This window comes from Pseudomonas sp. HMSC08G10 (assembly GCF_001808425.1).
Classification (GTDB): Bacteria; Pseudomonadota; Gammaproteobacteria; order Pseudomonadales; family Pseudomonadaceae; genus Aquipseudomonas; species Aquipseudomonas guariconensis.
Window position 1 is genome coordinate 94,010 of the sequence record NZ_KV793303.1, and the last position, 12,149, is coordinate 106,158.

The following is a 12,149-nucleotide window of genomic DNA, read 5'->3' on the forward strand; positions in this document are numbered from 1 at the left end:
CAGATCGCCGTGTTCGCCTTCGTCGGCATCGAACTGGTGGGCACCACCGCCGCCGAGGCGAAGAACCCCGAGCGCACTCTGCCACGGGCGATCAACTCGATTCCGGTGCGGATCATCGTGTTCTACGTGCTGGCGCTGATCGCGATCATGGCTGTCACCCCGTGGCGCGACGTGGTGCCAGGCAAGAGCCCGTTCGTCGAGCTGTTCGTCCTGGCTGGCCTGCCTGCTGCGGCAAGCATCATCAACTTCGTGGTGCTCACCTCGGCCGCCTCCTCGGCCAACAGCGGCGTGTTCTCCACCAGCCGTATGCTCTATGGTTTGTCCCAGGAAGGCGATGCGCCCAAGGCATTCGAAAAGCTGTCGCGGCGCGCCGTGCCGGCCAACGGCCTGTACTTCTCCTGCACCTGCCTGTTGCTGGGCGCTGCGCTGATCTACGTGATTCCCGACCTGGTCGAGGCGTTCACGCTGGTCACCACGGTCTCGGCATTGCTGTTCATGTTCGTCTGGACGCTGATCCTGCTGTCGTACCTGAACTACCGGAAGCACCGCCCCGCATTGCACCAGGCCTCGAAGTACAAGATGCCCGGCGGACGCCTGATGTGCTATGTATGCCTGACGTTCTTTGCCTTCATCCTGGTGCTGTTGAGCCTGGAGGACGATACCCGCAAGGCCCTGATCTTCACGCCGCTGTGGTTCCTCATCCTCACCGCCACCTACCAGCTGGTGCGCAGCAAACGACACCCGCGCACCGCCGTGCGGGACACCCAGGACAGCTGAGCTGTCCTGGCCCAAGTACCGATCCTTGCGAGCCGCTGTCATGACCGCTGAAATCCGCGATGCCCTGCCCAATGACGTACCCGGCATCCTCGAGATCTACAACGACGCCGTGCGCAACACCACGGCGATCTGGAACGAGACACCAGTCGACCTGGGCAACCGCCAGGCGTGGTTCGAGGCGCGTGCACAGCAGGGCTATCCGATCCTGGTGGCGGTGGATGACAGTGGCGTGTTGGGGTATGCCTCGTTCGGCGACTGGCGCCCCTTCGAAGGCTTTCGCCACACGGTCGAGCACTCGGTTTATATCCGGGGCGACCAGCGTGGCAAGGGCCTGGGGCCATTATTGATGAGCGCGTTGATCGATCGGGCGCGGGCGTGCGGAAAACATGTGATGGTCGCCGCCATCGAGAGCGGCAATGCGGCGTCGGTCCGCCTGCACGAGCGGCTGGGGTTCGTGGTGACCGGGCAGATGCCGCAGGTAGGGGTGAAGTTCGGCCGCTGGCTGGACCTGACGTTCATGCAGTTGATGCTCAACCCAGGCGCCAAGCCAAGCGCCTGACGGTGCAGTCGATGCGGTCTGTTCGCGGCTAAACCAGCATCCGCAGGGTTCGCGCGGAGCGGGTTTACCCGCGACCTATCCTGCGTTCAGAGGTGTATGAACCTGCCCAAACGCTGGCGCAGCATGCTGTTCTCACTGCGCAACTGTTGCACCTCATCGAGCAACTCCAGCGCCAGGGCCACCCCTTCCCATTCCAGCTCCAGGTCCCGGTGCAGCTTCACCGCCCGCCTGGCCAGCAGCGGCGCCTGATCATCGAACAACCAATCCTCCGGCGTTCGCCCCGAAGGTTCAACGATGCCGTGCTCGACGATTTCGATCACGCAGTCGGCCGTGATGTCGGCTTCCTGACAGAGGGTTCGCATGTCCAGTTGAACGATCAGGGTGCTGCTCATGATCAACTACTCCATTGTGTCCTCGGGTTGAACGCAGCTTTCTCGGAAAGCTTGGTCCAGAGTTCGCGCGTGGCCGCATCCGACTGGCTAGGCATGACGACCTTGAGCTGGGCGTAAAGGTCGCCGCGCTCGCCTTGCTTGTTGGCAAGGCCCATGCCCTTGACCCGCAGACGCTGGCCACTCTGGCTGTCGGGGCGGATGGTCAGGTTGATCTTGCCGGTCAGGGTCGGCACCGCCACCTTAGCGCCCAATGCCGCCTCCCACGGGGCCAGGGGCACGGTGATGATCAGATCATGGCCTTCGACATCGAACAGCGGGTGCGGTGCCATGCGGATGGTCAGGAACAGGTCGCCATTGGCACCGCCCCCGACACCGGGCGCGCCTTGCCCCTTGAGGCGGATACGCTCGCCGTCCGTCACCCCGGCCGGGATCTTGACGTTGAGGGTCTTGGTGGTGAACCCGGTGCGCTGGCCCATGGCGTTGGTCTGTGGCACCTGGAAGCTGATCTGCTTGGATTCCTTGCTCAAGGTTTCTTCGAGGAAGATCGCCAGTTCCAGCTCCACGTCCTGTCCTCGCCTGCCCGCGCTGCGCTGCTGCTGACCCCGGCCAAAGGGATTGCCGCCCCGGCCGCCGAAGATCGAGCTGAAGAAATCGGAGAAGTCTCCGCCCTCGAAACCACCACCACCGCCACGGCTTTCCCAGCCTGGAGGCGCCTGGAACGGCCGGCCATGCTGGCCGCCGTACTTGCGGATCTCGTCGTACTCGGCGCGTTTCTGGGCGTCGCCCAGCACCTCGTAGGCCTCGTTGGCCTCCTTGAATTTGTCCTCGGCGTCACGCTCTTTGCTGACATCGGGGTGATACTTGCGGGCGAGCTTGCGGTAGGCGGCCTTGATCGCCTTTTCATCCGCAGTGGGCTCGACGCCGAGTATCTTGTAATAGTCTTTGAAGTCCATCTAAGGGATCACCGTTGGGAATTTTTACGATGTTTCTGAAGATTGGGGTCAAGCATAGCCTTTCAAGGTTCGCCTGGGGTTGTTCCAGAGCAGACGACCGGTCTTGATTTAGTCGGCCACTGGCATAAACTGCGCGGCCGTTTTGCCTCCGGAAGCTCCTCCCCATGTCTGACGTATCCCCGGCCCGTGCCTGTGGCATCGACTTCGGCACCTCCAACTCCACGGTCGGCTGGCACCGCCCCGGCGTGGAAACGCTGATCGCCCTGGAAGACGGCAAGATCACCCTGCCTTCGGTGGTGTTCTTCAATATCGAGGAGCGTCGTCCGGTCTACGGTCGTCTGGCCCTGCATGAGTACCTGGAAGGCTACGAAGGCCGCCTGATGCGCTCGCTCAAGAGCCTGCTCGGTTCCAAGCTGATCAAGCACGACACCAGCGTGCTGGGCAGCGCCCTGCCGTTCAAGGACCTGCTGGGCATGTTCATCGGCGAGCTGAAAAAGCGCGCCGAAGCCAATGCCGGACGCAGCTTCGACGAAGTCGTGTTGGGCCGTCCGGTGTTCTTCGTGGATGAGGATCCGGCCGCCGACCAAGAGGCAGAAGACACCTTGGCCGAGGTGGCGCGCAAGATCGGTTTCAAGGAGGTGTCGTTCCAGTACGAGCCGATCGCCGCGGCGTTCGACTACGAGTCGGGCATCAGCCGCGAGGAACTAGTGCTGATCGTCGACATCGGCGGCGGTACCTCGGACTTCACACTGATCCGCCTGTCGCCGGAGCGCCACTTGGTAGCCGAGCGCCAGAGCGACATCCTCGCCACCGGCGGTGTACACATCGGCGGGACCGATTTCGACAAGCAGTTGAGCCTGCAGGGCGTGATGCCGCTGTTCGGCTATGGCAGCCGGATGAAAAGCCAGGCGCTGATGCCCACCAGCTATCACCTGAACCTGGCCACCTGGCACACCATCAACGCGCTGTACTCGCAGAAATCCCAGCTGGCCTTGGGCAGCATGCGCTACGACATCGAAGACACCCTGGGCATCGACCGCTTGTTCAAGCTGATCGAAGAGCGCGCCGGTCACTGGCTGGCGATGGAAGTGGAAGCCAGCAAGATCGAGCTGACCCACCAGGCCAGTCGCCGCCTCGACCTGGGCCGCATCGAGCCGGAGCTGGCCGTGGAGTTGACCCGCCCACTGTTCGAAGATGCCATCGAAGGTCTGCTCGCCCGCGTGCGCGGAAGCGTCACCGAACTGCTGAACAAGGCCGGCGTGAGCGAGTGCCAAGTGGACACCGTGTTCTTCACCGGCGGTTCCAGCGGCATTCCGGCGCTGCGCAACAGCGTAGCGGCCATGTTGCCCAACGCGCGGCATGTGGAAGGCAACATCTTCGGCAGTATCGGCAGCGGGTTGGCGATCGAAGCACGCAAGCGCTACGGCGCCGTCTAAAAGCTGCAAGCTATAAACTGCAAGCCGCAAGAAGTGGGTGTCTCCACCGACTCGCTTTTACTTGCAGCTTGCAGCTTGAAGCTTCAAACCAGCTCAGCCCGCTTGAGCTCGCTTTTCAGGTACGCGTAGTAGATCGGCCCCGCCACGACGCCCGGCAGCCCGAACGCCGCCTCGAACACCAGCATCGCCAGCAGCAATTCCCACGACTTGGCACTGATCTGACCGCCCACGATCCGCGCGTTGAGGAAGTACTCGACCTTGTGGATGACGATCAGATAGCCCAACGCTGCCACCGCCACCCAGATCGACAACGAAAGCCCCACGATGGTGATCAGGGTGTTGGACATCAGGTTGCCGATCACCGGCAGCAGCCCCAGCAGGAAGGTCAGCACGATCAAGGTCTTGGTCAACGGCAGGTGCACCCCGAACAGCGGCATCACCACGGCCAGGAAGACACCGGTGAATGCGGTGTTGAGCAGGGAAATCTTGATCTGCGCAAAGACAATGTTGCGAAACGCCTGCACCAGCAGGCTCAGGCGCTCGAACAGCGCCGCAGCCAGGGGTTTGCGTCGGGAAATGTCGGGGATGCGCTGCAGGGCTACGATGGCGCCGAGGATCATGCCGATCAGCAAGGTGACGAACATGTGCGCCATGCCCTTGCCCACCAGTTGCAGCTCACCCAGGTGGCTCTTGAGCCAGTCGCCGATGGCCACTTTGAACTCGGCGGCGCTGGCCGGCAGGTACCCTTCAATGAAAGGTGGTAACTGGCTGCGGGCGCGCTCCACCAGGGCCATGAATTTATCCAGCGAGGCGCCAGGGTTCTCCGCCTCGTGAAGCAGGAAACTGAAGGCCCCGGCGATCAGCAGCGTCAGCGTACTGACCACCAGGGTGCCAAGCAGCGCCACGGCCAACCAGCGCGCGCGCTGCCCAGCGATCACCGGCTGCAGGCGCGGCGTGAGCATGTTGACCAACTCGAACACCAGCAAGCCTGCCAGCAAGCTGGGCAACAACTTCAGGGGCAGCACCAGCAGCAGGCCGGCAAACACGATGATCCAGCTGGCCAGGGTGATCTGGCGGGGGGTGAAGGTCATACAGCCTCAACGGCGGACAACGGGAAAGAGCCGCAGTCTGCCAGCCTTCGCCAGACAAACATAGGCGCAGGTCATTTCTTCTTCAGGCAATCGCTCATGAAGGCTTTGCGCTCGTCTCCCTTGAGCGCCTTGGCGCTGGCATCGGCGTTGCAGGTTTTCATCTTTTCCTGCTGGGTGGCGGGCTTGGCTTTGAGACAGGTACTCATGAAAGCCTTGCGCTCGTCGCCCTTGAGGGCCTTCTCCGAGGCCTGGGCATTGCAGGTGGTCATTTTCTCCTGTTGGGCGGTGGCTGCGAAGCTCTGGGCACTGATCAACACACCCAACACCAGCAAAGGCACGTGCAGCATTTTCATGAAGCGATCTCCTTGTCTCCACGCTGCATGCGTGGTTGTCGAGCAGAGTGTAGCCAAGATTTTTCGCCGTCCGCTCAGGCCGTGCGCGCCCGGCGGCGATACTGCTCGGGCGTGCAGCGGGCCTGACGCTGGAACATGGCGATGAACGCCGAGGCGGTGCTATAGCCGAGGTCGAAGGCGATGGACTGGATCGACAGACCCGCCTCCAGCGCCTCGATGGCGCGCAGAAAGCGCAGGCGTAGGCGCCATTCACCGAAACTGATCCCCAGCTCACGCAGGAACTGGCGCGCCAAGGTGCGTTCGCTCACATGCACAAGGCCGGCCCACTCGGACAACGGGCGATTGTCGCCAGGCTCGGCATGCAAGGCTTCGAGCACCTGGCGCAGGCCTTCACTGCGGGCGAATGGCAGGTAGCAGGCCTGCGTCGGCGCGAGGTGCAACTGGTCCAGCAGCACCTGGACCAGGCGCTGGTCGCGTTCGTCCTGGGCCACCTTGAGATCGCGTTGGGCGAAATCGCCGAGGATGGCCTTGAGGATGTCGCTGATCACCAGGGTGCAGGCCTGCAGGGGCAGGCCCTGGCACAGCTCACTGGCCAGGTACACCGAGCGATAGACGATGGCCTGAGGGTTATAGCAGCCATGCTCGGTCCCTGGAGGCACCCACACGGCGTAATGGGGCGGCGAGACGAAGCGCTGCCCATCGACGTCCAGGTGCATGACGCCATGGGCCGCGTAGTTGAGCTGGCCCCAGGGATGGCGATGCGGGGCGCTGTGGGTGTCGGCGCCGAATTCGTCGTAGCGAAAGTACACCGGAGCCGGGAGTCGCTCGAAGGTCGGGATGTCGAGGTATTTGCGGGCCATGTTGGCAGCTTCGAAGGGTGGGTTGTCTGGATGCGAGTATAGGCTTGTTAACAGACAAAGGATAATGAGTGCCAGCTTGGGCCTGCCTGCACTTCGCGGGTAAATCCGCGCCTACAGGAATAACGCCGGACCTGTGGGAGCGGGTTTACCCGCGAAGGGCTGCAAGGCAGTCCCGAATTTTTGCAACACCTCAGAGACTCACAGTTCCATGAATTACGCATTTCCCCTGCTGGCCATCCTCATCTGGGCCGGCAATACCGTGGTCACCAAGCTTTCGGCCGGGGCAATCTTCCCTGCCGAGATCGGCTTCTACCGCTGGTTGCTGGCAGGCCTGTTGTTCACGCCGTTCCTGCTGCCCCAGGTCTTGCGCAACCGCGCCGCGATCGTCCCACACCTTGGCAAGATCTTCGTCCTTGGTGTGCTGGGCATGGCCATGTACCAGAGCCTGGCCTACTTCGCCGCAGGCATCACCAGCGCCACCAACATGGGCATCATCCTCTCGCTGATGCCGCTGATGTCCCTGGCCCTGGCCATCGCCTGGCTCGGCCAACGCCTGACCTTCGGTGCGCTGTTCGGTGCGCTGGTATCGTTCATCGGCGTGCTGGAAGTGGTCTCGGCCGGCCAACCCAGTGCCTTGCTGCAGCAAGGCCTCAACAGCGGCGACCTGTTGATGCTGGTGGCCACCTTTGCCTACGCGCTGTACAGCTTCCTACTGAAGAAATGGCAACTGCGCCTGCCGGCGATGCAATTGCTGTACTTGCAGGTGGTGGTGGCGATCCTCGTGCTGCTGCCGTTGTTTTTGCTGTCACCGAAAACCGGGCTGAATGCCCAGAACATCGGCCTGGTGCTGTACGCCTGCGTGCTCGCCTCCATGGTGGCGCCACGGGTATGGATGCACGCCGTGCATCGCCTGGGGCCCAGCCGCACCACGCTGTTCTTCAACCTGCTGCCGGTGGTGACGGCAGTGATCGCCGCCGTGGTGCTGGACGAGCAATTGGCCAGCTATCACCTGTATGGCGGCCTGCTGACATTGGCGGGCGTGCTGTTGGCTGAACGCTGGACCACACCCGTACGCCGGGCTGTTACAGCCCCGCAGCCTTGAGCCGGGCAGCGTGTTCGGTGAACAGGCGCACCGGGTCGGCGCCCCTGCCCACCGCGCCGAGGGATTGATTGACGATGTCCAGGTGATCGAGCGGGTAGTCATCGCCGATCACCTGGCCAAGATGCGAGCTGTAACGCCCGACCATGCCGTCGCACTGGCCTTTCTCGCGCTCGAAGGTGCGGGCGAACAAGCGGCAGAAGCGGTTGCTGCCATCGAAGCGATTACGCCCCTGATCGGTACGCCCCGGCTGCAAGGTGCCGGACCAGGAGTAATAGCGCACGCCATTGACCTCGGCATCGCCCTGCCCGCCCCAGGTGACAGGCAGGCCCTGTGGATAAGCCTGGTTGAAGCGGGCCACACCGGCAGTGGTGAAGGACTGGTGCGAGGCATGCACATCGATCGGCAGCGGGTCACGGCGCCAGCCGGTTTCCAGCCAGACCAACAGCACCGCCGTGCCATGCAGCACGGCTTTGAGCATCCGCCCTTGGGCTGAGTCTCCCGGGGCCTTGCGTTCCAGGTAGTCGGCCAGTTCCGAGCCTTGGTTGGGCCCTGCCACCGAGGTCACCGAGGCGACCCGGTCCGGCCGTTTCGCCGCGGCGTAGCGGGCGCTGAGGGCTCCCTGGCTGTGGCCGATCAGGTTGACGCGCGCAGCGCCGGTGCGCTCGCAGATGTCCTCGATGATCGCCAGCAATTGCTCGCCGCGCAGCTCACTGGAATGCAGCGGCGAGACCTGCACCGCAAAGACCTGCGCCCCGCCCCGGCGCAATGCCGGGACGATACCGAACCAGTAGGGATAGAGCAGCAGCCGCACGAAGCCGAGCATGCCCGGCACCAGCACCAACGGGTAACGCGTGGCAAGTTCCTGGCTCATTCCCTGCCCTCTGCCTGGATCGTAGGCCAACACTACAAGGCCGTGCCGGCGCGATGCAATCGAACTCCTGAGGCGCCCTGCGGTTCCAACCAGAACACCCCTGAGCAAGGAGCCGGACCATGTACAGAAAGACCCTGGCCATCCTGTTGGCAAGCGCGGCGCTGGCCGCCTGCGGCAGCCATCCGGAAAACCCGGTGGATTACGTGACCTACCGTGACGAGCCGCTGGTCAAGCAAGTGGAAAACGGCATGACCATGCAGAAGGTCATCGCCATCGGCGGCAGCCCGTCGAACGCTACCGACCTGCCCAATGGCGGTACCTGCAACGACTACATCCTCAACCGCGACGGCCACCAGCAGCCCTACTACGTGCGCTTCGACGCCACCGGTCATGTCGACGCCAAGGGCTTCAAGACCTGCAAGCAACGAGAAGAGGACCGCGAGGCCGTACCCGGCGCGTGAGCCCTCCCTGACGCACCGTGAATACCCTGATCCTTTCGGAGACGAACATGAACGCTATTGAACTGACCGATGTCCGGACCCTGCGCGAGCGTGCCCGACAACATGTCGAACAAGGCGCCGTGACCGAGGGTTACAACGCCGACCGGGACAAGATCCTTAACCTCCTCAACGAAGCGCTGGCCACAGAGCTGGTCTGCAACTTGCGCTACAAGCGCCATTACTTCATGGCCAGCGGGATCAAGGCCAGCGTCGCTGCCGACGAGTTCCTCGAGCATGCCACCCAGGAGGCCGAGCATGCCGACAGGCTGGCCGAGCGGATCGTCCAGTTGGGCGGCGAGCCGGATTTCAACCCCGACAACCTGAGCAAGCGCTCCCACGCCCAGTACGTGGCCGGCAGCACGCTCAAGGAGATGGTGCTGGAAGACTTGGTGGCCGAGCGCATCGCCATCGACAGCTACCGTGAAATCATCCAGTACATCGGTGAGAAGGACCCGACCACTCGGCGTATCTTCGAGGATATTCTGGCCCAGGAAGAAGAACATGCCGATGACATGGCGGACCTCTTGAAAGGGTTGTAAGCCAGTTTGGGGGCTGCTCTGCAGCCCTCGCGGAGAAACCCGCTCCCGCAAGCTCTGCAGTGCCGTCAGTCACACCGCTATCTGTGGAGCGGGCTTACCCGTGAAGCCTGTCACTCGGTGCCCACACTCGTCACCGATCACTTTTTCTTACCCTTCACCGCACTCGGCGCCTTGCCTGCCTTCATTTGCTCCAGCAGCGGTGTGCACTGGTTGGGCACATCATCTCCCGGTGCGATCAGCGCCAGCAACCCGGCAGCAGGCCCCATGGCCACGCCCAGGGCGACCATCCCTGCCCCGCGAAGCGCCAGCGGAACCGCCTGTACTCCAGCGCTGGGCTTGGCGAACGGCCCCCGCACGTAAAGCGGGGATCGCAGGGAGAACAGGCGCAGCCCTTTGGACTCAGGCGTGATCTTCAGGTCCAGTTGCTCGGTGGCAAAGTTCGCCGTGCCATTGATGTAGATGATCGCGTTTTCGGTGTCGAAGACGAACAGGCGCGTGGTCGCCAACCCGTCCTTGATACCCACGTTGGCCGCCGCACAGTTGATCTTCACCTCCTCGTCGCCGAACAGCTTGCCAATCACATAGTTGCCCACGTTGAGCCCGGCGATTTCCATCAAGCTGCGGCTGATGGCGCCGTCGTTGATCAACAGGCTCAGATCACCATTGGAAGTGCCCAGCAAGGCCGCCACCGAATTGCCACGTCCGCTGAGGTCGGCATCGCCATTGAGTTCGCCGAAACTGGTCTGCATGGGCGCAAAGCTTGGGAACAACTGTTTGAGTTTGAAGCCCCGGGCACTCAGGCGCGCCCGCCCCTGCATCGGCACGCTGCGGCCGTCCAGGCGTATGTTCGCGTTCAAGTTGCCGCCCGCCACGCCAAAACGCAGGGGCTCCAGGCGCAACAGGCCGTCCTCCAGCAGTACGTGGGCGGAGAGGTCCTTGAACGGCAATTGCTCGCTGTGCACGATGCGTTTGCCGCTGAAGGTGACGTCCGCATCCATCGCGCGCCAGCGCTCGGTACGGAACTCCTCCACCGGCAGTACCTTTCCGGTCGGTTGTTTGCTGGCGCCGCCCCGGGCCTTCTGCTCGGCGTTGGAGTCGGCGCCGATCAGCGGCGCCAGGTCCTTGAACAGCAACTGCTCGGACACCAGGTCGCCGGAGAGCTTCGGTCGTGGCTGGCTGGCGACGAACGTCAGGTCGCCGTGGATATCGCTGTCGCCGATCTTGCCGTTGAAGCCTTCATAGCGAAACCGCGCCCCCTGGGCATCGTGCAGGTTGGCGGTGAGGTGACCGTCGGTTGCGTAGGCCGGGGTGTCTGGCAGGGTCACACCCGTGAGGGGGTACAGATTGCCCAGGCTGCTGCCGGACAAGCGCAGGCGCAGATCGAGCGCCCCCAGGTTGCGCGGGTCGGTCAGGGTGCCGGCGAGCGCCACCCGGGTATCGCCGATCCGCGCGTCGGCCTGCAGCGGAAAGGGCTGGCTGGCGTCCTGCAAGGCCAGCAGACCGCCGATCTTGCCCGTGCCGGAGACCGGCTGGCCTTTGTAGGTGCCTTGGGCCTTGAGGCCAAAGGCGTAATCCTGGGCAACGCCGGTCTTCTCGGCACGGGCCTTGCCGACGATCTCGCTGAAAGGGATCGGCTTACCCAGCGGGTCGATCTGGACCTTCATGCGGGTTTTCAGCGTCTGGTCATCGAAACTGACGTTGCCTTGATCGAAGCCGATGGCGCCGATGTCCAGCACCCAGGGAGAGGGTTCGGCGTTCTCATCCTTGGGGGCGAGGTCGAAAGTCCAGTTGGCCCGGCCATCGGCCAAGCGCGTCAGGCTGGCGGTAGGCTTGGTGAGGTCGATGCGTGGAATGACGATCTGCTGGAATACCAGCGGCACCGGCGACAGACGAAACGTTACACGCTCAAGGCCGACCATGCGCGGCGCTTCGAGCCAGTCGGGGTTGCCGAGGGTCAAGTCCTCGGCCACGAAGTGCGGCCAGGGGATCCAGGCGCGCCAACCACCCTCTGAAGGTTCACGGTGCCATTGCACGGCCAGGTTGCCGTTGATCGCGAAAGGGCGGTGCAGGGCTTCGGAGACCTTCTCGTTGAGCAGCGGCTTCACGCGGTTCCAGTCGAACGTGGCGATCACCACCACCAGTATCGCCAGCAGGGTCAACAGGCTGGTGAGGATCCAGGTAAGGATGCGCAAGGGACGCGTCATTGCGTAATTCTCCTGACTGCATGGCACAAAACGGGCACCGCGATGGCACTCATTATGTCGGACTGACGAAAGCGCGCCGGGTTTAATCGATGGCGATCATAAATCGGCCCGAGCGGTCGGTGCGCGGGCCTCAACCACCGGTGACACTCCAGTCGAACTTCTCTGAAAGCACTGAGCCAGAGCCGCTCAAGCGGTGTATCAATGGCATCGATTGTTACCATTACCCGGATGAACTTTTCTCTGGCGTTACCGAGCGTAGCATTGGCCTCGTACCCACTTTTCCCAGCCCCCTAGAGGAGCACCGAGATCATGAAACGCCATCTGCTGCTGAGCCTGACCCTGACAGCCCTTGCCGCCAACGCCTTCGCCTTGCCGGCTGCCGAACAACATCTTACGGCTGAATCCCGGTCCAGCGCTGCCACCGTCAGCCAGCCACTCAATACCTTGGCTGAAGGCGGCTCCGATCGCCTGATCGAACGCAACAACCGCGTCGCCGAGGGTGGTTCCGATCG

General features: G+C 63.1%; 13 protein-coding genes and 1 pseudogene. 7 read left to right on the forward strand and 7 right to left on the reverse strand.

Annotated elements, in window-relative coordinates:
• The coding region (locus HMPREF3173_RS24935) for an amino acid permease (protein WP_256544306.1) at positions 1 to 777 on the forward strand (777 nt) is incomplete at its 5' end.
• Positions 778 to 817: 40 nt separating this feature from the next.
• Positions 818 to 1,336 (forward strand): GNAT family N-acetyltransferase, encoded by a 519-nt coding sequence (locus HMPREF3173_RS09935; protein WP_070572756.1) that lies wholly within the window; start codon positions 818 to 820, stop codon positions 1,334 to 1,336.
• 86 nt (positions 1,337 to 1,422) lie between these two features.
• Here the strand turns inward: HMPREF3173_RS09935 and HMPREF3173_RS09940 are convergent, their stop codons facing one another.
• Both HMPREF3173_RS09940 and cbpA read right to left on the reverse strand, forming a co-directional pair.
• Positions 1,423 to 1,728 carry a chaperone modulator CbpM gene (locus HMPREF3173_RS09940; RefSeq protein ID WP_043207952.1) on the reverse strand — a complete coding sequence of 102 codons (306 nt, stop codon included), beginning with the start codon at positions 1,726 to 1,728 and terminating at the stop codon, positions 1,423 to 1,425.
• A 2-nt stretch (positions 1,729 to 1,730) separates the two neighbouring features.
• Entirely contained in the window at positions 1,731 to 2,681 is a 951-nt protein-coding gene (gene cbpA, locus HMPREF3173_RS09945) for a curved DNA-binding protein (protein ID WP_070572759.1), read from the reverse strand.
• A gap of 164 nt (positions 2,682 to 2,845) precedes the next feature.
• Between cbpA and HMPREF3173_RS09950 the strand changes: the two genes are divergently transcribed.
• Positions 2,846 to 4,117, forward strand: coding sequence for an Hsp70 family protein (locus tag HMPREF3173_RS09950; RefSeq protein ID WP_070572762.1), 1,272 nt, complete (start codon positions 2,846 to 2,848; stop codon positions 4,115 to 4,117).
• Positions 4,118 to 4,200: 83 nt separating this feature from the next.
• Here HMPREF3173_RS09950 and HMPREF3173_RS09955 read toward each other — a convergent pair whose 3' ends face one another.
• The 3 genes from HMPREF3173_RS09955 to HMPREF3173_RS09965 form a co-directional block, all read right to left on the reverse strand.
• Positions 4,201 to 5,208 (reverse strand): AI-2E family transporter, encoded by a 1,008-nt coding sequence (locus HMPREF3173_RS09955; protein ID WP_043207960.1) that lies wholly within the window; start codon positions 5,206 to 5,208, stop codon positions 4,201 to 4,203.
• 71 nt (positions 5,209 to 5,279) lie between these two features.
• Positions 5,280 to 5,561, reverse strand: coding sequence for a PsiF family protein (locus tag HMPREF3173_RS09960; protein WP_043207962.1), 282 nt, complete (start codon positions 5,559 to 5,561; stop codon positions 5,280 to 5,282).
• A 74-nt stretch (positions 5,562 to 5,635) separates the two neighbouring features.
• Positions 5,636 to 6,421 carry an AraC family transcriptional regulator gene (locus HMPREF3173_RS09965; protein ID WP_070572764.1) on the reverse strand — a complete coding sequence of 262 codons (786 nt, stop codon included), beginning with the start codon at positions 6,419 to 6,421 and terminating at the stop codon, positions 5,636 to 5,638.
• 208 nt (positions 6,422 to 6,629) lie between these two features.
• Here HMPREF3173_RS09965 and HMPREF3173_RS09970 point away from each other — a divergent pair, with 208 nt between their 5' ends.
• Complete coding sequence (locus HMPREF3173_RS09970) at positions 6,630 to 7,523, forward strand: DMT family transporter (RefSeq protein ID WP_070572766.1); 894 nt, start codon at positions 6,630 to 6,632, stop codon at positions 7,521 to 7,523.
• Here the strand turns inward: HMPREF3173_RS09970 and HMPREF3173_RS09975 are convergent.
• Positions 7,504 to 8,394 carry an esterase/lipase family protein gene (locus tag HMPREF3173_RS09975; protein WP_070572768.1) on the reverse strand — a complete coding sequence of 297 codons (891 nt, stop codon included), beginning with the start codon at positions 8,392 to 8,394 and terminating at the stop codon, positions 7,504 to 7,506. The two genes, HMPREF3173_RS09970 and HMPREF3173_RS09975, sit on opposite strands and share 20 nt — an antisense overlap.
• A gap of 119 nt (positions 8,395 to 8,513) precedes the next feature.
• Between HMPREF3173_RS09975 and osmE the strand changes: the two genes are divergently transcribed.
• Positions 8,514 to 8,855, forward strand: coding sequence for an osmotically-inducible lipoprotein OsmE (gene osmE / locus HMPREF3173_RS09980; protein WP_043207971.1), 342 nt, complete (start codon positions 8,514 to 8,516; stop codon positions 8,853 to 8,855).
• A 47-nt stretch (positions 8,856 to 8,902) separates the two neighbouring features.
• A complete protein-coding gene (locus HMPREF3173_RS09985) occupies positions 8,903 to 9,433 on the forward strand; it encodes a ferritin-like domain-containing protein (protein ID WP_070572770.1) in 531 nt (176 codons plus the stop codon).
• A 137-nt stretch (positions 9,434 to 9,570) separates the two neighbouring features.
• On the opposite strand, the gene HMPREF3173_RS09990 is transcribed toward HMPREF3173_RS09985, so the two are convergent.
• A complete protein-coding gene (locus HMPREF3173_RS09990; RefSeq protein WP_070572772.1) occupies positions 9,571 to 11,637 on the reverse strand; it encodes an AsmA family protein in 2,067 nt (688 codons plus the stop codon).
• Positions 11,638 to 11,946: 309 nt separating this feature from the next.
• Between HMPREF3173_RS09990 and HMPREF3173_RS09995 the strand changes: the two are divergent.
• A pseudogene (locus tag HMPREF3173_RS09995) lies at positions 11,947 to 12,149 on the forward strand (phage infection protein); the annotation flags it as partial.

What these genes read in the sequence shown, in the direction of transcription:
- HMPREF3173_RS09935 (WP_070572756.1), top strand. Translation starts at nt 818, where the DNA reads ATGACCGCTGAAATCCGCGATGCCCTGCCCAATGACGTACCCGGCATC.
- HMPREF3173_RS09940 (WP_043207952.1), bottom strand. Translation starts at nt 1,728, where the DNA reads ATGAGCAGCACCCTGATCGTTCAACTGGACATGCGAACCCTCTGTCAG.
- cbpA (WP_070572759.1), bottom strand. Translation starts at nt 2,681, where the DNA reads ATGGACTTCAAAGACTATTACAAGATACTCGGCGTCGAGCCCACTGCG.
- HMPREF3173_RS09950 (WP_070572762.1), top strand. Translation starts at nt 2,846, where the DNA reads ATGTCTGACGTATCCCCGGCCCGTGCCTGTGGCATCGACTTCGGCACC.
- HMPREF3173_RS09955 (WP_043207960.1), bottom strand. Translation starts at nt 5,208, where the DNA reads ATGACCTTCACCCCCCGCCAGATCACCCTGGCCAGCTGGATCATCGTG.
- HMPREF3173_RS09960 (WP_043207962.1), bottom strand. Translation starts at nt 5,561, where the DNA reads ATGAAAATGCTGCACGTGCCTTTGCTGGTGTTGGGTGTGTTGATCAGT.
- HMPREF3173_RS09965 (WP_070572764.1), bottom strand. Translation starts at nt 6,421, where the DNA reads ATGGCCCGCAAATACCTCGACATCCCGACCTTCGAGCGACTCCCGGCT.
- HMPREF3173_RS09970 (WP_070572766.1), top strand. Translation starts at nt 6,630, where the DNA reads ATGAATTACGCATTTCCCCTGCTGGCCATCCTCATCTGGGCCGGCAAT.
- HMPREF3173_RS09975 (WP_070572768.1), bottom strand. Translation starts at nt 8,394, where the DNA reads ATGAGCCAGGAACTTGCCACGCGTTACCCGTTGGTGCTGGTGCCGGGC.
- osmE (WP_043207971.1), top strand. Translation starts at nt 8,514, where the DNA reads ATGTACAGAAAGACCCTGGCCATCCTGTTGGCAAGCGCGGCGCTGGCC.
- HMPREF3173_RS09985 (WP_070572770.1), top strand. Translation starts at nt 8,903, where the DNA reads ATGAACGCTATTGAACTGACCGATGTCCGGACCCTGCGCGAGCGTGCC.
- HMPREF3173_RS09990 (WP_070572772.1), bottom strand. Translation starts at nt 11,637, where the DNA reads ATGACGCGTCCCTTGCGCATCCTTACCTGGATCCTCACCAGCCTGTTG.